The organism is Gemella sp. 20925_1_85 (assembly GCF_041433735.1).
Classification (GTDB): Bacteria; Bacillota; Bacilli; order Staphylococcales; family Gemellaceae; genus Gemella.
In genome coordinates this window covers 55,170-82,004 of sequence record NZ_JAPWCC010000002.1, presented here as the reverse complement: position 1 = coordinate 82,004, position 26,835 = coordinate 55,170, and the positions used below count along the sequence as shown (strand labels likewise).

At 30.7% G+C, this 26,835-nt stretch carries 27 protein-coding genes; 5 read left to right on the top strand and 22 right to left on the bottom strand.

The features are described from left to right. Positions 1–89: 89 nt before the first annotated feature. The 13 genes from O3884_RS01170 to O3884_RS01110 all read right to left on the bottom strand — a co-directional run bounded on the left by O3884_RS01170 (position 90) and on the right by O3884_RS01110 (position 15,137). A complete protein-coding gene (locus tag O3884_RS01170; protein WP_371451201.1) occupies positions 90–1,370 on the bottom strand; it encodes a solute carrier family 23 protein in 1,281 nt (426 codons plus the stop codon). A 265-nt stretch (positions 1,371–1,635) separates the two neighbouring features. Beyond that, positions 1,636–2,220, bottom strand: a complete 585-nt coding sequence (locus O3884_RS01165) for a peptidylprolyl isomerase (RefSeq protein ID WP_371451200.1) — start codon at positions 2,218–2,220, stop codon at positions 1,636–1,638. Between the two features lie 204 nt (positions 2,221–2,424). Beyond that, positions 2,425–4,368, bottom strand: a complete 1,944-nt coding sequence (gene thrS / locus O3884_RS01160) for a threonine--tRNA ligase (RefSeq protein WP_371451199.1) — start codon at positions 4,366–4,368, stop codon at positions 2,425–2,427. Between the two features lie 342 nt (positions 4,369–4,710). Further along, positions 4,711–5,907, bottom strand: coding sequence for a leucine-rich repeat domain-containing protein (locus O3884_RS01155; protein WP_371451198.1), 1,197 nt, complete (start codon positions 5,905–5,907; stop codon positions 4,711–4,713). Then, positions 5,888–7,456 carry a glycosyltransferase family protein gene (locus O3884_RS01150; RefSeq protein WP_371451234.1) on the bottom strand — a complete coding sequence of 523 codons (1,569 nt, stop codon included), beginning with the start codon at positions 7,454–7,456 and terminating at the stop codon, positions 5,888–5,890. Before O3884_RS01150 ends, O3884_RS01155 begins: the two co-directional genes overlap by 20 nt. 6 nt (positions 7,457–7,462) lie before the next feature. Beyond that, positions 7,463–8,425 carry a glycosyltransferase family 2 protein gene (locus O3884_RS01145; RefSeq protein WP_060914072.1) on the bottom strand — a complete coding sequence of 321 codons (963 nt, stop codon included), beginning with the start codon at positions 8,423–8,425 and terminating at the stop codon, positions 7,463–7,465. A gap of 15 nt (positions 8,426–8,440) precedes the next feature. After that, positions 8,441–9,472, bottom strand: a complete 1,032-nt coding sequence (locus O3884_RS01140; protein WP_371451197.1) for an L-threonylcarbamoyladenylate synthase — start codon at positions 9,470–9,472, stop codon at positions 8,441–8,443. Between the two features lie 25 nt (positions 9,473–9,497). Then, positions 9,498–10,286 carry an energy-coupling factor transporter transmembrane component T family protein gene (locus tag O3884_RS01135; RefSeq protein ID WP_371451196.1) on the bottom strand — a complete coding sequence of 263 codons (789 nt, stop codon included), beginning with the start codon at positions 10,284–10,286 and terminating at the stop codon, positions 9,498–9,500. After that, positions 10,279–11,166 (bottom strand): energy-coupling factor transporter ATPase, encoded by an 888-nt coding sequence (locus O3884_RS01130; protein ID WP_371451195.1) that lies wholly within the window; start codon positions 11,164–11,166, stop codon positions 10,279–10,281. Before O3884_RS01130 ends, O3884_RS01135 begins: the two co-directional genes overlap by 8 nt. Further along, positions 11,151–11,972, bottom strand: a complete 822-nt coding sequence (locus O3884_RS01125) for an energy-coupling factor transporter ATPase (protein ID WP_371451194.1) — start codon at positions 11,970–11,972, stop codon at positions 11,151–11,153. Before O3884_RS01125 ends, O3884_RS01130 begins: the two co-directional genes overlap by 16 nt. 317 nt (positions 11,973–12,289) lie before the next feature. Then, on the bottom strand, positions 12,290–13,087 hold the full coding sequence (gene truA / locus O3884_RS01120) for a tRNA pseudouridine(38-40) synthase TruA (protein WP_371451193.1): 798 nt from the start codon (positions 13,085–13,087) through the stop codon (positions 12,290–12,292). Positions 13,088–13,415: 328 nt separating this feature from the next. Beyond that, positions 13,416–14,516, bottom strand: coding sequence for an MGDG synthase family glycosyltransferase (locus O3884_RS01115; protein ID WP_371451192.1), 1,101 nt, complete (start codon positions 14,514–14,516; stop codon positions 13,416–13,418). Positions 14,517–14,528: 12 nt separating this feature from the next. Next, entirely contained in the window at positions 14,529–15,137 is a 609-nt protein-coding gene (locus O3884_RS01110) for a phosphatase PAP2 family protein (RefSeq protein WP_371451191.1), read from the bottom strand. 347 nt (positions 15,138–15,484) lie between these two features. Between O3884_RS01110 and O3884_RS01105 the strand changes: the two genes are divergently transcribed. From O3884_RS01105 to O3884_RS01085, 5 genes are all read left to right on the top strand, one after another. Beyond that, the gene (locus O3884_RS01105) at positions 15,485–16,582 is read left to right on the top strand and encodes a serine hydrolase (RefSeq protein WP_371451190.1); all 1,098 of its coding nucleotides are present in this window, start codon (positions 15,485–15,487) and stop codon (positions 16,580–16,582) included. A 163-nt stretch (positions 16,583–16,745) separates the two neighbouring features. Next, complete coding sequence (locus tag O3884_RS01100; RefSeq protein ID WP_371451189.1) at positions 16,746–17,402, top strand: LexA family transcriptional regulator; 657 nt, start codon at positions 16,746–16,748, stop codon at positions 17,400–17,402. Positions 17,403–17,532: 130 nt separating this feature from the next. Next, on the top strand, positions 17,533–18,819 hold the full coding sequence (locus O3884_RS01095; protein ID WP_371451188.1) for a DinB/UmuC family translesion DNA polymerase: 1,287 nt from the start codon (positions 17,533–17,535) through the stop codon (positions 18,817–18,819). Further along, entirely contained in the window at positions 18,816–19,178 is a 363-nt protein-coding gene (locus tag O3884_RS01090; RefSeq protein ID WP_371451187.1) for a hypothetical protein, read from the top strand. Before O3884_RS01095 ends, O3884_RS01090 begins: the two co-directional genes overlap by 4 nt. Next, positions 19,165–19,455: a DUF5960 family protein gene (locus O3884_RS01085; RefSeq protein WP_371451186.1), complete on the top strand. Its 291-nt coding sequence runs from the start codon at positions 19,165–19,167 to the stop codon at positions 19,453–19,455. Before O3884_RS01090 ends, O3884_RS01085 begins: the two co-directional genes overlap by 14 nt. Before the next feature lie 58 nt (positions 19,456–19,513). Here O3884_RS01085 and O3884_RS01080 read toward each other — a convergent pair whose 3' ends face one another. From O3884_RS01080 to O3884_RS01040, 9 genes are all read right to left on the bottom strand, one after another. Continuing rightward, positions 19,514–21,004 (bottom strand): YSIRK-type signal peptide-containing protein, encoded by a 1,491-nt coding sequence (locus O3884_RS01080; RefSeq protein WP_371451185.1) that lies wholly within the window; start codon positions 21,002–21,004, stop codon positions 19,514–19,516. Between the two features lie 204 nt (positions 21,005–21,208). Further along, a complete protein-coding gene (locus O3884_RS01075) occupies positions 21,209–21,520 on the bottom strand; it encodes a hypothetical protein (protein ID WP_371451184.1) in 312 nt (103 codons plus the stop codon). 400 nt (positions 21,521–21,920) lie between these two features. Further along, on the bottom strand, positions 21,921–22,400 hold the full coding sequence (locus O3884_RS01070; protein ID WP_371451183.1) for a hypothetical protein: 480 nt from the start codon (positions 22,398–22,400) through the stop codon (positions 21,921–21,923). A 139-nt stretch (positions 22,401–22,539) separates the two neighbouring features. After that, on the bottom strand, positions 22,540–23,271 hold the full coding sequence (locus O3884_RS01065) for an SH3 domain-containing protein (RefSeq protein WP_371451182.1): 732 nt from the start codon (positions 23,269–23,271) through the stop codon (positions 22,540–22,542). Next, positions 23,271–23,525 carry a phage holin family protein gene (locus O3884_RS01060; protein WP_371451181.1) on the bottom strand — a complete coding sequence of 85 codons (255 nt, stop codon included), beginning with the start codon at positions 23,523–23,525 and terminating at the stop codon, positions 23,271–23,273. Before O3884_RS01060 ends, O3884_RS01065 begins: the two co-directional genes overlap by 1 nt. A 16-nt stretch (positions 23,526–23,541) precedes the next feature. Next, positions 23,542–25,242: a hypothetical protein gene (locus O3884_RS01055; RefSeq protein ID WP_371451180.1), complete on the bottom strand. Its 1,701-nt coding sequence runs from the start codon at positions 25,240–25,242 to the stop codon at positions 23,542–23,544. A 5-nt stretch (positions 25,243–25,247) separates the two neighbouring features. Next, positions 25,248–25,679 (bottom strand): hypothetical protein, encoded by a 432-nt coding sequence (locus O3884_RS01050; protein WP_294683735.1) that lies wholly within the window; start codon positions 25,677–25,679, stop codon positions 25,248–25,250. Positions 25,680–25,706: 27 nt separating this feature from the next. Beyond that, the gene (locus tag O3884_RS01045) at positions 25,707–26,078 is read right to left on the bottom strand and encodes a hypothetical protein (RefSeq protein ID WP_371451179.1); all 372 of its coding nucleotides are present in this window, start codon (positions 26,076–26,078) and stop codon (positions 25,707–25,709) included. Position 26,079: 1 nt separating this feature from the next. After that, entirely contained in the window at positions 26,080–26,835 is a 756-nt protein-coding gene (locus O3884_RS01040) for a carbohydrate-binding protein (RefSeq protein WP_371451178.1), read from the bottom strand.

Genomic DNA, 26,835 nt, shown 5'->3' with positions numbered 1-26,835 from the left:
TTACTATTATAAATTAAATCTTCATATTTTTTTCATAAAAAAATAGCTAGTAACTTGTTCAGATAAGTTACTAGCTATTTAATTAATTTCTATTTTTTATCTTCTTTTGGTAAGAATGCATTTAATAACACACCACTGATAGCTGCAAGAGCCATTGCTGGAAGTTCGAAGTTAATGCTTTCGAATTTCAGCATTGCTCCACCAACACCTAAAACGATGATTACTGATGAAATTACTAAGTTTCTGTTGATACTTAAGTCTACTTTTTCATCTACTAACATTCTAAGTCCACTTGAAGCGATTATACCGAATAGTAAGATCGATACACCACCCATAACTGGTGATGGAATCGTAGAGATCAGAGCTGAGAACTTACCTACAAAACTTAAGATAAGTGCGAATACCGCCGCTCCTCCTAATACGAATACAGAGAAGATACGTGTAATAGCAAGAACCCCAATGTTTTCACCATATGTTGTACTTGGTGGTCCACCTAAAAGTGATGCAAACATCATCGCTGTTCCATCAGCTAAAATTGAACGGTGTAAACCAGGATCTTTTAAGAAATTTCTTCCTACTACTTCAGATAATACCATTTGGTGACCGATGTGTTCGTTAATAGTTACTATAGCAATAGGTACCATTGCTAATGCTGCAATATTCCACTCTGGCGTATATGTTACAAATGGAATAGTGAACTTCGGTAAGCTAAACCAAGGAGCATCGATAACCGGTTTGAAATCTACCAGTCCTGCAAATACGGCTACAATGTACCCAAATACAATTCCTAATAATACTGGAATTTGTTTTGCAAATCCTCTTAAAGCTACACAACAGAAGATTGTTGCCGCTAATGTGATAAGAGCTACTAAGAAATATTTTAAGTCATAAACTTTAGCTCCATCTACTGTTTTATACATCGCCATATTGATTGCTGTAGGAGCAATTCCTAGTCCAATAACAATGATAATAGGTCCAACTACAACTGGTGGTAAAAGTTTCAATAGCCAATTTACACCAAATTTGTAAATTAACATTGCTACAACACCATAAACTAAGCTGGCTAAAAATGCACCAAGCATTGCTGTTTCAACACTGTGAGTAGTTGAAAGTACAATAATTGGATTAATGAAGGCAAATGAAGATCCTAAATACGCAGGAATTTTACCTCTAGTTATTAATAAATACGTAAGTGTTCCAATACCTGATGTTGTTAAAGCAGTACTTGCTGGTAATCCTGTTAAAATTGGTACTAACACTGTCGCTCCAAACATTGCGAATAAGTGTTGTAAGCTTAACGTTACCCATAGAGCTAAGTTAGGCTTTTCATGAACATCTAGAATTGGTTTTACTCTTGTTTTTTCTGCCATTCTTCTTCTCCTTTTTTTATATTCAAACTTTCATAATTATATCACATGAATAGTCAATTTGAAAGTGTTTTTTTCTATTTTTTTTAATTTAATTTAAAGTAAATTTTAAATTAACTAATAATATTTCATTCTAAATAATTCTTTCCTTTTGCTTCTTAAATTACCCTAATCTTTCAAATCTAAATTCTAAAATTATATAATGATTATTTTCTACAATCCCATATAAAAACGCAAGATTAAATCATTTAATCTTGCGTTTTTATATTTATTTAACTTCTATATCAAGAATTACAACTTCTTCAACTGGCTTGTCTTGGGCTCCAGTTTTTACAGCTGCAATTTTTTCTAGAGTTTTCGCTCCAGCGATTAAATGTCCAAATACTGTGTGACGGTGATCTAAGTGAGGAGTTCCCCCTAGTTTAGCATACCCTTCAACAGCTTCTTGTGGCCAACCACCTTGTTCAAGTGCTTGTAAGGTTCTAGCATCTACGTGAGAATTTTGAACAATAAAGAATTGACTTCCATTTGTGTTTGGTCCAGCATTCGCCATACTTAACGCACCGTAGAAGTGGAAGTAATCCATTGAGAATTCATCTTCGAAACTATGTCCCCAGATTGATTCTCCTCCCATACCTGTACCAGTTGGGTCTCCACCTTGAATCATAAAGTCTTTAATTACACGGTGGAAAATAATACCTTTATAGTAACCATTTTTTGCATGAGTTAAAAAGTTTTCTACTGCTTTTGGAATATCTTTTTCAAATAATTTGAAAGTCATATCTCCGTGAGTAGTTTTAATTTTTACTCTAACTTGACCTTTTTTTACATTTTTTGTTAATTGAGTTAACATTATATCTCTCCTTATTATGATTATGAGCTTACCCAAAAATTCTAAAATTTTACAAAGTTCATACGAAAACCATAGACGCAGTGGTTTATTGATATCTAAAATCGCTTTATAAAAGTTTTTTAGATATCTAATAAACTGTGCGGGGGGGACTCGACAAAATCTTGTTTCTCCGAAATCACGATTTTTAAGTCACGCCCTATTTTACTATGCGTTTTTCTCGATTAATCTTTCGTTGATTTCTCTTAAGATATTTTCTTTGAATTCAGCAAAGCTTTCTTCTTTTTGATCGTGTGAACCAAATGTTCTAACGTTAACATTTCTGTTTTCTACTTCTTTATCTCCAATTACTAATGTATATGGAATTTTTTTACTTGCTGCTTCACGGATTTTATATCCTAGTTTTTCATCTCTATCATCGATAGCTACTTTAACACCAGCTTTTTTAAGTTCTTGCATGATCTCTTTAGAATAATCATAGTGGTAGTCATTGTTTACTGGGATAATACGTACTTGGTTTGGTGATAACCATGTTGGTAAATCTCCTTTGTACTCTTCTAATAAGAAAGCAACCATTCTTTCCATTGTTGATACAATACCACGGTGGATAACTACTGGACGATGAGCTTTTCCATCTTCACCAATATATTCTAATTCGAATCTTTCTGGTAATAAGAAGTCTAATTGAATTGTAGATAATGTTTCTTGTTTTCCGATTGCTGTTTCTACTTGAACGTCAAGTTTCGGTCCGTAGAATGCCGCTTCTCCTTCAGCTTCAACATAATCTAAACCTAACTCGTCAGCAGTTTCTTTTAACATTTGTTGAGCGTTATTCCACATCGCATCATCATCGAAGTATTTTTCAGTATTTTCTGGATCTCTGTATGATAGACGGTAGCTGAAGTTTTTAATACCTAAATCTTTATATGCTTCTTCAATAAGTCCTACAGTAAGTTTGAATTCATCTTTAAGTTGATCTGGACGTACGAAAATGTGAGCATCGTTTAGAGTCATACCACGAACACGTTGTAGTCCACTTACTGCTCCACTTGCTTCATAACGGTGCATCATTCCAAGCTCTGCGATACGTATTGGAAGTTCACGGTATGAGTGACGTTCATTTTTATAAACCATCATGTGGTGAGGACAGTTCATTGGACGAAGTACCATTGTTTCGTGATCCATCTCCATTGGTGGGAACATGTCTTCTTGGTAGTGTTCCCAGTGTCCACTTGTAATATATAAATCTTTAGATCCCATAATTGGAGTATAAACGTGGTCATATCCTAATTCTACTTCTTTATCAACGATATATCTTTCGATAGTACGACGGATAGTAGCACCATTTGGTAACCATAATGGTAATCCAGCACCAACTTTTTGACTTGTAGTGAAGATTCCTAATTCTTTACCTAGTTTTCTGTGATCACGTTCACGTGCTTCTTGTAGACGTACTAAGTGTTGTTCTAAATGTTCTTTAGTGAAATAAGCTGTTCCGTAGATACGTTGTAACATTTTATTATCACTATTACCTCTCCAGTATGCACCAGCTACAGATAATAATTTAAATTCTTTAATTTTTGAAGTTGCACTTAGGTGTCCACCACGACAAAGGTCAGTGAAGTCTCCTTGTGTGTAAACTGTAATAACTTCATCAGCTGGAAGGTCATTAATTAATTCTACTTTATATGGATCTTCTTTAAAGATTTCTAAAGCTTCTTCTTTACTTACTTCGCGACCTTCAATTGCATAGTTTTCGCTAATAATTTTCTTAACTTCTTTTTCAATTGCTTTAAAGTCTTCTTCTGATACTTTGTATTCAGCATCAAAGTCATAGTAGAATCCACCATCAATAGCTGGCCCAACACCGAAGTGTACATCTTTACCATATAATCTTCTTAATGCTTGCGCTAATACGTGTGCACAAGTGTGACGTAATACATATAAACTATCTTTATCTTCATCATCTGCAACGATAAGTTTTAAGCGACCATCTTTTGTTATCGGTTTGTTAACTTCGATATAATCTTCATCTAATTTTGCAGAAATCACTTTTTTCTTAAGACTTACACTAATACTTTCAGCGATTTCTAATGGTGTTTTATTATCATATTCTCTTACATTTCCATCTGGAAAAACTAATTTAGCCATATTAAGGTCTCCTTCTTTTTTATATACTTAGTCTAACTTACTCAAAAATTAAAAAGTCCCTTCTCTAGCCGAAACTAAAGAAGGGACGAATCTTTTCGTGGTACCACCCAAATTCGAAGTAAATGTACTTCCTCTTTGTGAATAAAGCTCACTAACTATGTTAATACTATTAGCTAGGTAGTAACATATATTGCTTATAGGTATTTTCAGCACCATACCCTCTCTTAAATAAGTTAAATATATATCTTATCCTAAGTATACATTGATTTATTTCATTAATGTAATTCTAGCACAAAGATAGATGAATTTCAAGGGGAAACTCATCTATCTTTTGCATTTTATTTATTTTTTTTTCCAGTAGCTTCTAATACCACTAACAGTTAAAATTAGTATTAACACCATAAAAATATAATTTTTAATACTAAAATATTTCGCAGCTTCTGTTTTTACTATCTCTATCTTTTTATCTATGTTATTAGACTTTTTGACTTCTAAATTACTTTTCTCGAATGCAGTTATATCATCATCACTGATTTTAGTATCTTTCAAAGCGATATAATATAGATACTTAGCATCCTTTAATGCTGTAATATCGGTTACTGAAGTATTGGATATATCTATACTAGAAATATTTGGCACATCTTTCAATGCATCTATATTCTTTAAACCTAGATTATCATTTAACATTAATCGATATAGATATTTTTTATCTTTTAACGCATCTACATTCTCGATATTGTTTTTATACAATAGTAGTTCTTCTAAACTTGCTAAATCTTTAAGCGCAGTAATATCGCTAATATTATTTCTATCTAAATATAAAGTTCTCAAAGACTTCAATTCAGCCAATGGTGTTAAGTCTTTAATAGCATTCTCTTCAGCAACTAGACTCTCAAGTTTTCCTGCATTTTTTAAAAATGATATATTATCTAAACCTATACCTGAAATATTTAGACTTCTTAGATTTTCTAGTTTTAAATTATTTGGAATATAATCTTTTAAGACACTGTTCATAGAAATATCTAATGATTCTACTTTTAGATCATTTAAAAAATCTAAATTATTCATTAAATTTTTTCTAAGCACTAATTGTCTTAACTTTGTTAATTTAGCCAAACTCTTTGGATCTTTTATTTTATTGTTAGTAAGGTTTAAATCTTCCAATTCAACTAATTTTTCTAATGGTGTAATATCTTCGATAAAATTATTAGATAAATTTAGATTTTTTAAGTTAACAGCGTATTCTAAACCTTTTAGAGAAAAAATGTTTTTCCAAGGTAATGACAGACTTGTAAATTGTTCCATCATACCTACAGTTATTTCCTCACCTTTAAAGTCTTTATTAATATGAAACTTATAGTATTCTATTAAAGCCTCTTTAAGATTAAGATCATCGAAATCTATTTTTTCGCTATTTTCAATTTCTGTAAATTTCTTTTCTCCAAAGGGTACATAAACATCGTTAGCCTTTACCTCCGGAACAGATACTGTTAATCCCAATAACGTTATGATAAAAGCTTTATATATTACCTTTTTCATTTTTTTCCTCTTTATTTTTTCTATATTCAGTTATTTTATTTCTTACAATTATTAATCCGTATGCAGCAAGTGGAATTAAAAATACAAAATACGGAAATACATATCTACTTTTCGCTTCCCATATCATATGGAATAACGTTCCACCAATAAAAGCAACTGGAATTATAGTTAATATTTCTTTTTTCTTCTTATACATATTTACTGCAAATACTACAGAAAATACATACACAAATACTTGAAATACCTTCATAATAAAAGTAAGTACGTGATGCGTTTCGTCAAAGTAAATTTGTTTTACAAAAAAGTCCTTCACTTTTTCTAACTTAGTTTCACTATCAAAATTCCTTTGAGGTGCAGTTACCAATAAACTCTGGAATGTTGGTTCTATAAACTGATTTTCATATTTTCTTTGATAAAAATCTACAGCATATCTAGGATTCTTCTTAAATACTTCTACTCTTTGTTTTATAGAATCTTTAGAAATTTCCGTTATGCGATTTGTATCATAATCTTCTTCTGGCATAATATCATAGTTAAATCTATTCCACCAACCAGCTTCACGATCTCCTTCTTGCATCCCCATCGCTATCCATGTGATTTTAGGAACACCATCAGCTATTGATTTTTGACTTTTTACTTCATAATAATTATAGATTAAACTCTTAGATGCAGTCATTAAAAATAAACAGCTGATTATAAACGCAATGACTTTTTTATCCCTTACTCTAATAAGATAAATAACTGCCGCTGAGAATATAGCTAACATATGTATTAAGTTATTACCTATAAATAGTATCGCAACATTAATACTAATAGCACTTATTACCAACATATACCATTTTTTATGTTTAGTATACTTTATAAAGTAATAGTAAGCCAGTAATGTTAAAAACATACCCGGTAATAATCCGTAAACAAATGCAACATAAAATATTAACGGAAAACATAGACCACTAAGAATTACAACTAGATAATTTGTATCTTCATCATCAAACATTATATTAGATATTTTATATAACATAAAGATAATATAACTGATTGAAAAACTTTGCATTATATATAAAATAAATGTTGCTCTACCAAATAATGACAGTATAATTTGGAATAAAAACACTGTTGTAATTTGATGTGAATATATGTATAAATAGTTATTTCCTTTATCAAGACCACTGTAGTTTTCTCTTATGAAATTATTAGCTTGATCTATTACGTTAAATGGATCAAACTGAACATAGTCTCTTCTCAATATTGCAAACAAGATACTAACAATAAACGCATAGATCATAACCATCAATACCAATCTTTGGACACTTATTATTTTCTTTAAATATCTTGCTAATATTAAGATAACTATACTAAATATTATAAGGAACATAATATTTAGTATAGCACTATCATTTTCATAATATAAAGTTTCTTGATAATCTTTCGGAAATATCGCTGTTTTTGTTAATACTAATAAAGAGTTTATCCCCATAAGCACTACGAAAATTACAGCTATAACTTTTACTAAAAAGTTAGAAAATTTATTTAATATTTCCTTGTTCATTGTCAATTATTCCTCTTCGTTTTTCTCTTCGTTTAAGAATTTTTCAACAATAAATCTTGGGCGTCCTTTTGTTTCTAAGTAGATTTTACCTACGTATTCACCCACAATACCTAGTGAAATCATAATCATTCCACCAATAAACCACATTGATATCATTAAACTTGACCATCCTGGTCTTGCAAATCCTGCAAAGTAACTATACAATGTGTAGAAAAATACTATCGCAGCAATAAATATCATTAATGCTCCACCTATAGTAATAAATCTAATTAACTTTACAGATAAAGAAGTAATTCCTTCAAAAGCAAATGCTAACATCTTAGATAATGGATATTTACTTTCTCCAGCGAATCTTTCTGCACGTTCATATGTAACGATGTCACTTGGATATCCTATCATAGGAACGATACCACGTAAGAATAAGTTTACCTCTTTGAATTGAGCTAACCCTTCTAACGCGCGTTTACTCATTAAACGATAATCAGCATGGTTAAACACTGTATTTGCGCCTAATTTTTCCATCACTTTATAGAAAGCTTCAGCTGTGAAACGTTTAAAGAATGTATCTGTAGTTCTTGCAGAACGAACACCATAAACTACATCAGCACCAGCTAGATATTTCTTCATCATTTCATCCATAGCATTGATGTCATCTTGTAAATCAGCATCCATAGAAATACTTACATCACAGTGATCTTTAACAGTCATAAGTCCTGCTAAAAGTGCATTTTGGTGTCCTCTATTTCTACTTAAGTTAATACCACTGAATAATGGATTTTTTTCATGAAGTTCTTCTATCATTTCCCATGTTCTATCTTTTGAACCATCGTTCACTAAGACAACACGGCTATCTTTTGAAATTAAATCTTCTTCTATCATAGAATTCATTTTAACTTCTAATCTTTTTGCAGTTTCGTTTAATACCTCTTCTTCATTGTAACAAGGTATAACTACATATAACTTTTTCATTACAAATCTCCTATTTTACTTTTTACTTATAGCTTTATTAAGTCTATTCAACAAAGCCTTATTCTCTTTCGTTTCTTCGATTGGTAGTATAAAAATTTCCTCTACCTTTTCCTCATCAAACTCCCTTAGAATATTATATAAATTTTTATTAGATTGTTCAACACTTTTCTCACTATCTGCTAAATATTTTATAGAAACATTTAAATCATTAACTCTAGATTCCATTTCTTTATATGTAATAAAACCTGTTTTTTGACTTTTGTTTTTTAAAACATTTATTAAATTTTCAAATGAATCATTAAACAATACTAATTCCGCTTCAGGAGAATAATGTCTATATTTCATTCCTGGTGATATAGGTGCGGCATTTTGTGTAAGTACTTCTTCATTATACTTCACACTACCTTCTCCTAGTACAGACTCAATATCTTCTTTAGTAATATCTCCGGGACGCGCAATAACAAGCGGATATCTTGTACAATCAATAACCGTACTTTCTAAACCAATATCCGATTGTTCATCTTCAATTATTACATCTATTTTCCCATTCAAATCATGATAAACATGTTCAAATTTTGTCGGAGATGGCTTTCCACTTGTATTAGCACTTGGTGCTGCTAATAGAACTTTAGTTTCTTTTAATAATTCTCGAGCAGTAATATTAGACGGCATTCTTACAGCTAACGTATTTAAGCCCGCAGTAACTTTTTTAGAAATACCGTTATTTTCTTTAACATTTAAAATTAAAGTCATCGGCCCTGGCCAGAACTTATCTATCAGTTTCTTAACATTTTCATCACTATAATCAACGATATTATCTAGCTGACTCATTTCATAAAAATGAACAATCAGTGGATTATCACTCGGACGACCTTTTGCCTCATATATCTTACTTACCGCTTCATCATCCATAGCGTTAGCACTTAAGCCATAGACAGTTTCTGTTGGAATAGCTACAAGCTTTCCATTTTTATAATACTCAGTTAACTTACTGTATATCTCTTCTTTACTTTCACTTTTCGAAATATTAATTATTTCAGTTTCCATCCTATCTCCTTTCTAAAATTTCATATTACACTAACATTATAAATATTGTAATAACTATTATTAATATATAACTTAAATAATCTAGTTTATTATATTTTAGTACTTTATACTTACTTCTTACACCGGTAGTAGAATAACCCCTTACTTCCATTGCAGTAGCAAGCTCATCAGCTCTTTTCAAAGTAGCTATAAATAGTGGTATCAGTATAGGAATAAACTTCCTTATTTTCTGCGCTAGGCTTCCTTCATTAAAATCTGAACCACGTGAAACCTGAGCATTTATTATTCTATTAGTTTCTTCTAATATAGTCGGAATAAATCTAAGTGAAATAGATAATACTAACGCAAAAGTCGAAATTGGCACCCCTACCTTCTGTAGAAACCCAAGACTCTTTTCTATAGCACTTGTTATTTCTGTTGGCGAAGTAGTAGCCATAAAGACAACCATTATCGCAACAACTAAAATAAACCTAACTGTAATCAATGCGATTCCTAAAAGTGCACCACTATAAATCTTCCAACCTAGTACTTCATACAACATGGTACCTTTTTTATTAAAAACAAGGTGAATCAATGAAGTAAATAAAATTAGTATGCTAATAGCTTTTACACTATTAATTAAAAATGCAGGACTCGTTTTAGATAGTATAACTATCGCTAGTAGCATTAGTATTAAGATAAGAAATTCTAACACATTATATGCAATAAAGACATCTACTAAGTACCAAATTACAAAAAATATTTTAGCTCGCGGATCAAGATTATGAACAATAGTATTTAATGGAATATACTTGCTTATTAACGAATTATTCATTTCTACTACTTCCTATCTTATTTTTTAAAGCATTAATTAATTCATCATATTTCCTAGGAAATACATTCAATGCTATATTATTTGCTTCTAATTTTCTGTAAAACTTCAATACTTCTGGTAATTCTAATGAATTCTCCTTGAGTACCTGTTCATTCAAGAAAAGGTCTTCCACCTTTCCTTCAAAACTAATTTCTCCATTTTTTAAGACGAAAACTTTATCCGCATATTCCAATACATAATCCATATTGTGGGTTACAAGTACTATCGTCATATCAAACTCTTCTTTAAGTCTTTTCACCATAGCCATGATTTCCTCACGACTCTGATAATCTAGAGCAACTGTAGGTTCATCTAATATTAGTACTTTAGGTTCTAAGGCAAGTACACCACATAAAGCAACTTTCCTCATCTCTCCTCCTGATAATTCAAAAGGAGATTTATCTAAGTAACTTTCGTCAAGTCCTACTAATTTTATTAATTCTTTTGCTTTCGAGATAGCTTTTTCTTCTTCAACTCCGTAATTTAAGGGCGCAAAGATAATATCTTTTAATACGCTTGTTTCAAATAATTGCTGTTCAGAAAACTGGAATAACACCGCAACATCTTGTCTTAATATTTTCAGTTTTTTAGCCAATTCTCTTCTTTCTTTTTTACTCTGTGGATTAGTAATCAATATATTATCTACTGCTACTTCTCCTTTTGTAGGTAATAATAAGCCGTTAATATGCTCTATAAGGGTAGACTTTCCACTACCCGTCTTACCTACTATTACTGTATAACTTCCTTCATCTATCTTCAAGTTTATATCTTTTAAGACTTCTCTAGCATATGGGGTCTTATAATTATAAGTATAGCTTACATTTTTTAAACTAATTTGCATATTTTTCTTAATACACTCCCCTCGTCTTCTTCTATTTCAAATATTTCTTGATTCAGGTAATTGTTTAAATCTTTTTTTATTCTCTCTACGAAAGGAACCTCTAAGCTATATTTTTCCAAAATCTCAGTGTCAGCATATAGCATTGTATAACCCCCTTGATAAACTATTTCTCCACTTTCTAATATGACAATATCATCTGAATAAACACTCTCTTCTGCATCGTGAGTGATAGAGATTATAGTTATTCCTTTTTCTTTATTTATTTTTTTTATATACTCTAAAATAGACTTTTTAGCTTTAGGATCTAGCATACTCGTAGCCTCATCCAATATTAAAATCTCAGGATCTAAAGCTAGCGAAGATGCTATTGCCACCCTTTGTTTTTGCCCACCTGATAATGATGAGGGCTCATATTTTCTATAGTCCGTCATATCAACAATTTCTAATACTCTATCTATTATCTCATCCATCTTTTCTTGAGGAACATTTCTATTCTCAAGTCCAAATGCTATATCTTCTTCTACAGTAGATCCTACGAATTGATTATCAGGATTTTGGAAAACAATAGCTATTTTATTTTTTATATCATCATAAAGTTCTTTATTGTACTCTTTATTATTAAAAGTTACTTTCCCAGAAGTTGCTAAATTCTGTCCATAAATCAACTTCATAAGCGTTGACTTTCCGCTTCCGTTTTTCCCTAAAACACTAAGCCAACGCCCTTCTTTTATTTCTAAATTTATATTTGATAATGCAGTCTTTTTAGAACTAGAATATTGAAAAAAAACATCTTCAAATTTTATCATTTTATTACCTAATTTTCTACAGAATATCCTTATATTATATCAAATATCCCGATTTTTCTCAAACTAAATACGGATAGCTATTCAAATATATTTGTATCATTTTCATTTTTCTTAAAGAGAACTTTCGCTTCGGTTTCTCTCGGGGTTGACCCAAAAGTCCTAAAATTTGAAAAAAGTTCATATGAGAACTCATAGACGCAGTGGTTTATTGATATCTAAAATCGCTTTAGAAAAGCTTTTTAGATATCTAATAAACTGTGCAGGGGTGACTCGACAAAATCGATTTCTTCGAAATCACGATTTTTGAGTCACTCCCATTATTTATTACAATAAGCTTTTAAACTATTATTTATAAACTTATTTATTTTATCATCATCATAAACTACTTCTTTAAGATACAATCCTGCAGCATCAGCTTTAGGCCCTGCGAATTGGCGTTCTTTTTTCTCTAATATCTCTTTTATATACTCCGCTTCATATTTGCCAGACGCCACATTTTGTATAGTTCCTATAATTATTCTAACCATATTGTATAGGAAACCATTCCCAGTAATTTCAAAATTTACAATATTAGGGTTAACTGGATCTTTTTCCATAGTTAAACTATATATTGTTCTAACCTTGTCCTCAACACTAGAATTTTTCGAACAAAATGATGAAAAATCATGTTCTCCAATAAAATATTGTAACGCTTCTTGAGCTTTCTCGAAATTAAAGTCAAAACTATGTTTACCTACATAATTTAATAAGAATGGATCCACTTCTCTTCCTATATACAGTTTATAATAGTATGTTTTTTGTATACTATTATATCTAACATGAAAATCTTCTGAAGCTGACGTCGCCCCCACTATTCTAATATCTTTCGGAATAGTAGCATTCAATGCCTTAACCCATGCTTCGTCTGGAATATTCAAATCAGTATCAAAATGCAATACCTGACCATAAGCATGGACACCGCTATCTGTTCTTCCACTCATGTAAAGTCGTACATCTTTTTTATTAATTTTCTTTAAACTTTTCTCAATTTCTTCTTGAATTGTATTATTATTTGGTTGTATTTGAAACCCATGGTAATTACTACCATCATATCTACAAAGTAAAACTACTCTCACTCTTATCTCCTAAATTTTTTATTTTAATCTTTATTTCTTAATTGTCGTATTATCCCTTGAATGTTTTCTAACGACTCACTCTATATGCTATTATACCATAACAATAGAAAGAGAAAAAGACAAGATAAGAGTTCACCACATCAACAAATAAGTAAAAACCGCACTTAACTCTACTCAGCTGACATACGAAATTACAACTTAATCTTATATATTCAACATGCTATTTTGACAAAATAAAAAAGGAGTGACTCAAAAATCATGATTTCAGAAAAATCATTTCATCGAGTCACCCTCGCTCAGAGCATTCATAAAATTAATTAATATTATATTATATTCTATTCACCTTTAGAATCTCCATAATGTCTTTGCAAATATTATAACTTGCATGAGGTAAATAATTTTTTGTCATACTACATTTAATCTTCTTAATATTATTTTCAGAAAACAGTTCTTCTAAACAATCTAGTACCTCTTCTAAATTTTCAGCAATTTTTGCCATTCCATTTTTTCTAAAATAGATAGCATTTTCCATCTCTTGTCCAGGAACTGGGTTAAAAAGAATTAACGGAACATTGCTTGCTAATGCTTCAGAGACTGTCACTCCTCCTGCCTTAGTTATAAGAACATCAGCAGTCTGCATCCATTCTCTCATATTTTCAGTATAGCCTAGAATTTTAACCCTTTCTTGTTCAGCGTAATTCATTTCTAATTCATTCTTCAATTTTCTATTTTTACCACAGATTACTACTACTTGAGTATCGTTATTTTTCAGCAATATTTTCCCAATAAGTTTTGAAAAATCAGTAGATACTCCAAAAGCACCAGCAGATAATAAAACTGTCTTTTTATCTATAAATAATTTATTATCTTCCAACCATTGTTCAACATCCATTTTATTATCGAATTTTTCAGCGATTGGTATTCCAAATTTCTTAACTTTTTGTTTTTCTACATTTAACTTCAATAACTCTTTTTCAGTTTCATCCGTCGCTACATAATATCTAACTGTACCTTTAGTTAACCAACTTTTATGAAAATGATAATCCGTTATTATATTAACTATCGGTATCTTACTATCTTTCAATAATGATAAAGCTGGAGTTGGAAATGTTGAGACAATAATATCTGGTTTAGCTTGTTTTACTAGTTTTTTCAAATACTCAGAACTAAAATATCTATAAGCAGAGATATTACTATGATTTTTTCCTGCATAGTATAAATACCCGTAAACATCTCTAAAATATGAAAAGCTATATAAATATAATTTTTTTAAAACTGGTGTCAAATTCGGATGAGCCTGTAAAAACAAGTCTGTTTCGATAACTTCAACCTCATCAGCATAATATTTTTCAAATGTTTCTTTAATATTTTTTGATACTTGAAGATGCCCATTTCCAAATGAACCTGTTATTAATAAAACTTTTTTCATATTACCTCACCTCTACTTTTTATTATAATAGATAAGATTATAAGTTAATACTATTACGCTACCTGAACACATCCCGGCCATTGTATCCGTCGGATAATGTACTCCTAAATATACTCTAGAAGTCGCTATAAATAAAATTCCTATTATCGCTATAAGAATAGGAAAATAATTATTATTTCCTTTCTTCGATAATTTAATAAATATTAACGCCAATGTTAAATACATTATTGTTGCTGCAGTCGTGTGCCCACTAGGGAAACTTAAGCTATTTAATTCAACTAAACGATGAATATTAGGTCGAGGACGATTAAAAATAATCTTAATAAACGCCATCACTATGCCGCACGTACCCATTGTAAGAGTTAAAAATAGAGCCTCTCTTTTAAACTTACTCACAAATAAAATAATAACTATTATAGCAGTTATTATTGCACTAGGTTTCTGATCTGCTATATTTGTTGTATTTAAATATATACTTGTAAGTACTGGATTTTCTAAACCTTGAATAGAATTAATAATCATACTATCCAAAGGTTTCAAAAAACTATTATAACCACTCGCAATAAGGCCAAACATCACTATAAAAAATATAATTAATCTTTTTTGATTATTTTTCGTCATTAAATCTCCTAACCTTTTTTTTAATCTCTAATTCATATCATATTACCATAATTTTATACATAATGATAGCAAAATAATATTATAATCTCAGCAATTTTCTTTTTAAATTATTTACTTTCTTATTGATTTATATTATTGATTTCAGTTAGAAATATTTTATAATAAATCTCATTTTTTATTATAATTTCGAAGTTATACATATGGCTATGTCTTCTTACAAATACAACATTTCTCTTTCACTATTTTCATAAATTTACATTATTATATTAACTATCTATTTCTTGATTTTTAAACCATATTTCATTATAATTAGTAAGTCAATTAAATAAGTTTATACAGGAGAATGTATGTCAAAAATAAAAAAAATTATAATATCAGTAATTCTACTATTCTCTGTAGCAATTGCTAGTTTGTATTATTATGGACGTACCCACAACATTAACTTTTTCGACTTTAAATATATACAATCATATTGGAAAAATAACGATCACAATACTAATACAAACAATGAACAAAACGATACAACAAAAGATAATCATGACAATATAGAAAAACCAAAAGAACCAGAAAAAAAAGGTAAGAGCTTAGAAGAAAAGCAAGCTGTTATGAAAGCTGATACCCCTACTATGAATGCATATGGTTTATATTATGATTACGCTAATATGACTTTACCTGAAGTTATACAAGCATATGCAAAAGAATATGGGATAAAAAATTCACAGATAGCTTTTTCATATAAAAACCTAGCAACTGGTGAGTTAATTGAAATGAATGAAACTCAACCAATGACAGCTGGTTCTACGTATAAATTACCGCTTAATATGTTAGTAGTAGATAACTTTGAAAAATATAACTTATCTATGACTAAACGATATGACATCACTAACACTTACTATGAGTATGATGGTGAGCACAATACATATGTTAAAGTTTTTAAAGGGGCTATGACTATTCCCCAAATGCAATACTATTCATTAGTTCATTCAGAAAATACTCCTGCATACGCGCTTGCCGATCGCCTTGGAGGTATGAATGAAGTATACAAAATGTATAGCAACTACGGTGAATCTAAAGCAGAATTAAAAAACTTTAGTACCGAAAATAAAACAACAACTAACTATTATATTCAAGTACTACAACACTTGTGGGATAATAGAGAAAAATATAAAGACATTCGCGCGTATATTGGTGAATCTTTCCCAGGAGATTACTACAAACGCTATCTTCCAAATCTGGTGATAGAACAGAAACCTGGATATGTTAAAGAAGCACTAAATGTTGATGCTATTGTTTATGAGAAAACACCTTACATTATAGCTTTATATACTGCAGGTTTAGGAGGAGCTACTCCTGCTACTGAAGAAGTAAACCTTGTCGGATTAGATCAAGTAGGACAAATTTCTTATGTTATAAACGAATGGCACCGAGTTAATATGAATCCATAAATTTAATACACTCTTTAGAGAGGGAGTGACTCTACAAAATCGATTTCTTCGAAATTACGATTTTTGAGTCACTCCTCTTTTATTTTCTTTTGACAAATTCCTTATAATCATTTATAATATTTTGTAAAGTTATAACTTTACAAAATATTATGTGGAGGTTGTTATGTTTTGTAATAATAGATTGAAGTCCTTACGTACTAAACGAAAAGTTTCTCAAACTGCAGTAGCTGAACATCTCGGTGTTACTCGTGCCGCTTATAATAGTTGGGAAAAAGGAAAATATATACCAAATAAAAAAAATTTAGATGAACTAGCACTTTACTTTAATGTAGAGACTACTTACTTTGAATCAGAATATGAGCTAGTTAATAAGTATCTCCAATTAAACGAGATAAATCAAAAAAAACTTTTGACTATAGCTGGCGAGCTATATGTTTCTCAGTTATATAAATACCAAGTTCACGCAAAATTATCAGCTGGTCTAGGTAACTTTTACTATGAAGATTATGAATTCGATACTGTTTACTTCGACAAAGACATATCATATGATATAGCTTCTTGGATTGATGGAGATTCTATGGAACCAAAATACCACAACGGAGATGTTGCCTTGATTAAAAAAACTGGATACGATTTTGACGGATTGGTTTATGCAGTAGTCTATAATGAGGAAACATACATAAAAAAAGTTTTTCTAGAAGAAAATACAGTTCGTCTAGTTTCTATTAATGACGACTACAAAGACATAATAGCACCGATAGAAGAAGTAAATATAGTAGGAGTTGTTACAGATTCATTTAAACCTATAAAAGAGGTATAATAATATGGGAATAATCGATTACACATTAGAACCTCATTCAGACATAGCATTTATAGACATGAAATCTTTTTATGCAAGTGTAGAATGCGTAGAACGTGGACTTAATCCTTTAACAACCTCACTTTGTGTAATGAGCAGAAGCGATAACTCTAACGGTTTAATATTAGCAAGTTCCCCTATTTTCAAAGAAGTCTTTGGAAAAAATAATGTAGGTAGAAGTTATGATCTTCCTTTCGATATTAACACACGACGTTTCTCATTTTATAACGCAAAAAGACAAGGACTTGAAATAACTCAACAATATATCAATCATGTCGAAGCTTGGGCTAGAAAAACACTCATCGTATCGCCAAGAATGACACTATATATCGAAAAAAATATACAGATACTCAACGTACTTAAAAATTATGTTCCAGATGAGGATATTCATCCCTATTCTATAGATGAAGGATTTATCGATTTAACGCAATCTCTCAATTACTTCATAAAAGATTCTACAAAAACAAGAAAAGAAAAATTAGACATAATTTGCGCAAAAATCCAACATGATATATGGAAAAAAACAGGCGTTTACTCAACTATAGGAATGAGTAATGCAAATCCTCTTTTGGCAAAACTCGCTCTAGATAATGAAGCGAAAAAAACTCCTACTATGCGTGCTAATTGGTCGTATGAAGATGTTGAAACAAAAGTATGGAATATCCCTACACTTACTGACTTTTGGGGAATAGGAAACAGAACGGAAAAAAGATTAAATAAATTAAAAATATATTCTGTTAAAGACCTAGCACATGCTAATCCAGATATATTAAAAAAGGAATTCGGAATAATTGGAGTTCAATTATGGTTCCACACAAATGGAATCGATGAGAGCAAACCTTCAAAACCTTATAAACCTAAATCAAAAGGTTTAGGTAACTCACAAGTACTCCCTAAAGATTATAAGATCAAATCACAAATAGAACTAGTTTTATCAGAAATGGCAGAACAAGTGGCCATAAGATTAAGAAGAGTTAAGAAAAAGGCAAAATCCGTACATATCCATATCAGCTACAGTAGAATCGAAAGTAAAAAATCTATTAATGCATCTAAAAAGATTAATCCTACTCAAAGTACAAAACAATTAACCAATCATGTTATATCACTTTTTAGAAGTAAATATGATGGTGGTGCGGTACGCTCTATTGCAGTTAGATATGATAACCTAATAGATGATAATCTTACAATCTATACGTTATTCGATGATATTGAAGCTATTGAAAAACAAAGAAAAATTGATAAAACACTAGATATTATACGTGATAAATACGGATTCTTATCAGTTCAAAATGGAAGTATGTTAATGGAAGGTTCACGTGTGAAAGAAAGAAGTAAACTAGTAGGAGGTCATGCTGGTGGCATGGATGGAATAATATGATAAATAGAAATTATCTTCCTTATAAATCTGCAAGAGAATACGCTGACCGTGGAATGGCTAAATGGATGGGCTTTTTCATCTCAGAACACACTACCGCGATTAATACGCAAGGTGACACTATAGATTTTTCGAACAATATGGATGAAGACGAAAAAAGATTACTATTAAACCAACTGTATTTCTTTAAAGGTTTATCGTACTTATACACCACAACTCAACGTGAACCATATCTAGGAAAAGTTGTTGATTGTAATAACGATACTATTTATTTTTCAACTAAACAAAACATACTGAAAATTTCAATTAGCGACATTCTAAAAGTTTCATTAGCAGAGGAATTAGACTATGAACAAACTTAACCAACATGAAGTCCAATTTGATTATTTTAGTAGTAATTATGATCAATTCGAAAAAGATTTCTATAAATATTCTGCATTGAATGTACCTTTGACATTCTTAACAGATGATATTCTAAGTTTAATGGCAAATAACAATAGTAACTTTTTCAGATTAACTGCTAATAAATCAAAAGATAAAAGAGACCACTACTTTTTTTTCAGAGTCAAAACTCCTTTAGAAAATAAAATGGTGAGGATCTTTCAATATATTGGACATAAATTCATAAATGAAAAATAAACTCGAAACTAGGATAACTTCCTAATTTCGAGTTTATTTATTTCTAATTTAATAGATTCTATTGTTTTTGTTTTCTTCTAATCGCTATTGCTGCTCCTAGAGCTAATAGCGCCATACTAATAGTCTGCTCTGATTTTAAACCAGTTTTTGGTAACTCTTCTTTTTCTTTTTTAGAAGTTTCTTTTTCTACTTTATTAGAATTAGTGCCATTATTATTAGAATTTTCATTTTTGTGTTCTTCTTTGTACTCAGCTTTAACCGGTGTTACTATTTGAACACGACTTTCTAAATCTTTAGCCCCTACTCTAATTCTTTCTAAAATAGTAAATTTACTAAAGTGGTTTATTTTGAATTGTAGTGAACCATCATTAAAACTACTTTCAACTTTTTCTAAAACATTATTATCTGCTATGTGATAAACTTCTAATTCTGCATTATCATTTTTCACTACAGACACTTTAACTGTACGTTCAGCATCACTGTCTAATTTTTTGCCATCTTTTTTGAAATGAATTTCAAAAACTTCAATAACTTTATATTCACTACCTAATTTTTCAATAATAGTTTTATTTAACTTTTCATCATTTATCGCACCTACAAAGACATCGTCAGCTTTTATTTTGTTTTTATCAAAAGATACAGCTACATCACGTCCTGATAATGTTGCAGATAAAACTTTATTTTTAACCGGAGTATTATTATTCTCTGAAGTTTCTTGTTTCTTATCATTAGATGAATCTTTTTTATCTGAAGTTACTTTTGGAGTCTCTTTACTAGGAACTTCTTGTTTATTTTCAGGAACAGTTTGTTCTTTAGGAGTATCCTTCTTATCAGTTTCTTTTACAGATTCTTTATTATCTTTCTTATCTTCAGTTACTTTTTCTTCTTTTGGTTTTTCTACTTTCACTGAAGAATCACCCTTTAAAGAATTTTCTAAAATAGCTTTCACCTTTTGAAGATTTATATTATTAGGAGCAACTGATAACAACTGATTAACTTTAGTTAGCCATACTTCTTTTATTTCTTGTTCTTTCTTTTTATCGACTTTAATATCAGCAAATAAATAATTTATAAATTCTTTCTCATCAATAGAATTCCAATCTATCTTATCTTCTAAAATAGATTTAATAAAACTATCTTCTTTTTGATTTTCTGCTATTGGTTTTGTCGTTACATTTTGTTTTTCAGGTTTTGATGTCACTTCAGGTGCAGGTTTCGTTTTTTCAACTTCTTCTAAAATAGGTTTTTCACCTACATTTCCCACGTGAGGTTTTTCTTCATGTTTACAATCTTCACACACCGGAGGTGCAATAGGTTCTACAGGTTTTGGGGCTAATTCAGGTTTAGACATTATTTTTTCAGGTTCTTCTAAAACAGGTTTGTTTACATGTTCTGAATTAACATCGTGGTTAACTTCTGTACTCACAACAACATTGTTTGTTTCTTCGTGTGCAGAAGCTGTTCCAAGAGATCCCGCAGCGATACCTATTAGAACACTAGCAATGCCTACTGAAACCTTTCTAATCGAATATTTTCTCGTACTAAACATAATTTTCTCCTTATCAACTTTCTTAAAAATTACAATATACTTATTAATCTATCTTTTTTATTATAATATATCTAAGAAAAATGAGCAAGCATGAACCTATTTTAATAACTTACAATACAAAAATACCAGAATCAAAAAGGTAAATATTCTACTTTACTTTTTAATTCTGGTATATAATAATATCCATAATTTTTAAATTATATATTATTTAATTTGGTGTTTATTCATTTTTTCTTGGAAAATCGCTGTAATAATTTGACGTAGCTCTTCTTTTTCTTTTTCTGGCCATTCTCCTTCTTTTTGAGCTGCTGCATAAAGCTCTGGATACTCAATAGAAATTCTCTTAACAGTACGTGTATTAGCATGTTTTCTTACGAAAAATGGAATCTTCTTCATTAATTCTTCAGGAACTAATGAAAGTATTCTTTCTGCAGTCTCTTTATCACTAATTACTGAAAAAGTAAGACCTTTCTTAATCTGTTTTTGTTCCTGTTCTGTAAAATCTTCTAACTTCATTCTTGTTCTCCTAAATATGTATATTTTCAATTAAGATTATATACTAATACTATTAAAACAACAAATGAATTCCACTGATAGAGATTATCAATATTAAAACGTTATCAACTTATAACTACTTACTTTAAAAATAACAAGATTTTATAAATATTCAATAATGTAAACTAGCACTTTTACATCTTCAACATATAATAATAAATAATGGAATATATCGAAAAATACTCAATTTTTAAATTCGATATAAAACCATTAACTACCTTTAACCGCTTTTCTAATAGCATTTGTGAACACTTAATACTCAATATATAAGTTTATGGTATGAACATTTTTTATAAGTATTTTAATGCTTTTTGCGCAATTTTTGCGCATAAAAAAAGCCCCTTATTTTGGGGCTTCATTTTTATCTTGTATTGTGTAGTAAATTTAACCAAAATTCATTTTTATTAACTACGTCGTCATATATGCTAAAGTAAAATTGATAATTTCTATCTAAGTCTTCGTCATCAAAATTTACTTGAAAAACTAGTTTCTCGTAGTCTTCTTCTTCTAAATGTCCTAAGTGGCTTTTTAACTCGTCTACACTGTAAGATGTTGTAATGTCGTTTGGTTTGTCTTCGAACCAAAAATCAACCCATGCTTCGTCTTCTAAAACTAATTCATTAATTACAACCATCATTTTATCATAATTTCTCATTTTTAATTCCTCCGAATATCTAATTAATTTTTTTGCTACTTTAAAACTCATATTTTCTAATTCATACTTACCACTGCGGTAATTTTGAATAACGCTAAGTGTCAATCCTGTATCTTTTGAAATTCTATAATCAGTTAAATCACTGTTGAATAATTCTTCTATTTGTTTAATCGCTTGATCTATCATTTTATCCCTCCTGTTCTTTACATTATTAATTATACCTTATATAAGGTATAATGTCAATAGATATTTTAAAACTTTTTAAAAAATTGCATAAAAAAATAAGCCCCTACTTATTAAGTAAGGGCTGTAAAGATCTATTTAGTTATTTTTCTCTCCACGTTCCGTGAGTATCTCCAGTTTCTAGGTTCATAGAAGCTACGTAACGTCTTTCTCCACTATTAGAGATGTAAGATAACCATTCATATCCTTCTGCATAGCAAAATTCCATATAGTTAAACTCTTCTCCATTTTCGTAAGCTCCTACTACTTCTGAATTTAGAGATGGTGCATTTCTGATATTAAGTTTGTCTACTCCTACAGTATATACACGTACTGTTGGTAAAGACTGTAAATCAGTATTTAATTTAACTTCTCCAACTTCTGTATCGTCTGTTGGGAAGTAGAACCAACCTACAATCCCATCAAAGTTACGTTCCATATAACGTGCTGGGCCTCCAACATATAATGCATCTGCATTACCATCAACATTTTGTTCAATAGTTTTCATAGTATATCCATCACTATCCTCAATTACTACTCCAGTGTGTCCATATGGATGGCCATAGATATATGTAGTGTCCATTACAAATACTGCTCCAGCTTTAGGTCTACTGTCTAAGTTCCCTGCTTCATTATATTCAACACGATACCCTAATGTAGCAGCACTATTTAATAGATCAATAGCATTACCCCATAAGGCTTTCCCGAAAAATAATACTGATAGATAGTTCGGTTCATCGACACATTGTGTTCCATAAGCTCCGTCTTGGTCTACTCCGATACCTAAATTCGCTATTCGTTTTACCTCGTTTATAATTTCAATTGTTTTAACCATTATTTATCCTCCGTTTTGTTTTCGTTATTTTTTCCTACAGTTTGTCTATAAGATTGGTGCACCCCAACTGCACTAAAGCCTAAGGCAATTGCAGTAGGATCTTTGAATAGAATCGTTCCAATCAATCCACCCAATACTCCTAAAATATTAGGTATCATTTCATCTGGAAAGAATTTAGACTCTTTTAAAAATTTACCTAGCATTCCTAATAATGCTACTATTAGAAATACTGATGCTGTTTGTAAATCTGGCATATATCTCACCCCCTTTCTATGGTAATTTTGTCATCCAAGCCTCTTGCGTTGGATATACAATTAAACCTGAATTGATTCCTTTTAGCATTTCGCTTGTAATACTATCTTTATTGATATCATTCAAAATCAACTTCACAATTCCATACGTTTGCTCAAACTTGAATAGTCCTATACTATCTCCACTCTTTGAATAAGCTGGCACAAGGAAATTCCCCGAAGGTCTGAAACCTTGAGGGATAATACTTTCTCTTGCATCAAATTTTTTGGTTGGTATAAATCTGATTACTACGTTTTCTCCTTCTTGATAAAAATCACGTCCTTGTCCACTATTTAACGCTTCTAAAGATATAGTTAAATCAGTTATAGATACATTTACAAAATAATTTTCGCGTGCAAATCTAATTCTTCCCCCAGTTGTTAGGTTAATGTTAACGCCCATACTTCCATACAAGACTTTCCAACCTGTATTTTTACCAGGATTTCTTTCTTTGTAATAATAATAATCTCCTAATGATACATTACTATTTACATAAGTATCTCCAGGATTTGCTATTACTTTCCCCTCGGGAGTACCACTTCCTGTTAACGGCTTACTAGTTGGTAATTCAACGTTATTTCCTCCACTTATACTTAACGTATTATTGTTAAGTGATAGTGTCTGATTAGGTTTCAAAATGTTTAATTCATCTTTAGATACAAAATTCATAGCTGTTAAGGCTTTGTTAGTTACAAATTTTGTACTGTCGACCGTTGGTTGATTGTTCCTATTCTCAAGGTTTGTAACACGTCCAGCCAATTCACTGTCATCATATACTGTGTCATTATCTTGCTTATTCTCTAAAGCACTTACTCTATCCCTTAAAGGTTTATCATTATAAGTTGTGCCAGTTGGTCTACCCTCTAAGTCTGTTAAACGTTTTTTTACTTCAGAATCATCATAAGATGTGCTTGCAGTAGTAGGTCTATCTTCTAATGCTTTAACCCTATTTTTTAAATCGCTGTCATCATATACGGTATCCTTATCAACCTTTTTCTCAAGATCACTGACACGTTCTGACAATGCACTATCATTATATGCTGCAGGAACTTCTGTAGTTTTTGCATATCCTAGATTTTTAATTTCCTCTATAACACTTTTTTTAGCTTCAGTAATATCACTAGTTGTTGCAAAGCCATTTATACTAGGGATTTCATTCTTAGTAGCATAAATTTTTTCTGCTTCAGTTATAGTTAGATAATTACTTAAATCAACTCCACCACTTATTTGAAGTTTAGCTAAATAATCTTTTAGTTCGGCACGTGTCACAACATCTAAAGATTCAATATTCTCTACATGTTTAATTCTTCTTTTTTCTGCCTCACCCTTATCAATTTCAGATAATACAACATTGAATTTAAACTTGAATATATCCAGCGAATCTGAATCACTGTCTAGGAATAGAAATCCTAATACCTCCTCACACCTAGCGATTAAATCTGTATTGAAGCTAACCTTAACTACATTACCTTCTATAGTCCCATTAGCTTGCCATGTGGAATTAGAATCCCTAAATTTGAATAGTACTTTAGCCGTGTATTGAGATAGATCAGTTTCATTTTTCACGACAAACTCAAATCCAGCATTGTTCTTATCGTGTGAGTAGAATTGAATATTTAAGTCTTTTGTTCCACGTCTACTAGGAGTATTAGTTAAATTTGTTCTGACTAATTTTTTCATCTTCTCTATCTCCTATTTTTTATTGGCAACTTGGCAAATCTATTAAATAAAGTTTCTATCTTACCATTACCACCGATTTCTGCGTAACTCTTATATAAACCACTTAATTCTGATAAATCTTCACTTGTAGTATATCCACGTTCTATTGCCTCGCTAAATTCTTTATGTAACCTGAAAGACATGATGCTTTTATTTGAGTTCCGATTATGTAGTCCTATTTGTGTTACTTCATCGACTTTATCTTGCGTGTTCTTTACTTCCATACTTACCTTATCAAGTTGCTTTTCTGTTTTATCCTGCGTGCTTTTTACTTCGCTACTTAGCTGTTCAAATTGTTTTGTGATTTGTTTGTTGCTATTGTCAAACCATATCTTAACTAAGGGAATAATAGCTACTGTAAAAAGCTGCAATATAAATTGCAAAATATAGTTCGTCATTTAGACTACCCCGTAAAAAAGAACATGCTATAATGCATGCTCTTCTTTTCTTTCTGATTCAGTATTATCTTTTGGTGCTTCGTTAACTGTTGGTATTGGAGTGACTACCTCTTTTGGTACTTCCTCCACTTTAGGTTGTTCACTTACTGGAGCAGAAGCAACAACGACTTCTTTTGGTGCTTCAGTTACAACTTCTTTAGGTGTGGCCACTTCTTCAACTGCCTTAAGTTCTGCTTCTTTTCGCTTGAACTCCTCAACTGCTAACTTAACCATTTCACGTAAGTTTCCAAAGTTAGGAACTTGTTCTAAAGTTTCAACCTCTGTAATAACCATTCTCATATGAGTTTGTACTAAATAATCATCTTGTTTAAATTTTGCACGTTTAAAACTAAATTTCATCTTAATTAACCCCCTCGCTGTGTGATATAGTGTTGCTACTTTCTCCGTTATTTTCATGTTCTTCTTCTCCTTCATCGTTTTGTGATAATTGTTCCATGATTGTTTGAACTACTTTTGTTAATGCTTCATCTAATTGTAATTTAGTGATGTAACGGTTGTTATCATCTGCCAATTGTTCTTTATTCTCAGTACGTTCAAAAGTGATTTCCTTATACTTAGTTGGTTCAGCACTTGGAACCCACTCAGTAACACTTGTATGTTCTGCGATAACTTCATATAGTTTGCCATCAAATTTAAACTTATCACCTACTGAATAATCCGTGTTAACTTCGTAACTATCAAATGCATTGATAATTTTATCTTTATTTGTTGATATCGTCTTAGGATCTAACACGTCTAAAAGTAACGTCATCAGTACTTTATCATTACCTTTATTGACCTTAGCAAATAGTTTAGTTAATGCTTTTTCACGTTCTGTAACGTCTTCTTTATTCCCTGCTAAAATTCCTATTTGTTTATTCAAGTTAGCATATTCAGCAACTAGTGCTGGAGTTGCCTCTCCTGTGTACATTTGAACGGCAATTTGTTTTCTAATTTCTTCTAGTGTCTCTGCGTCACTAGCAGTTGCAAATTTCCCTGGTAATTCAATATTACCGTTGAAATAAATACCTCCTGTATTCATATTAAAATATACGTTCACACTCTTATATCCACCTGCCGTTGGGTTAGGTTGTTTTACTGATATTTCTAGTGCCAT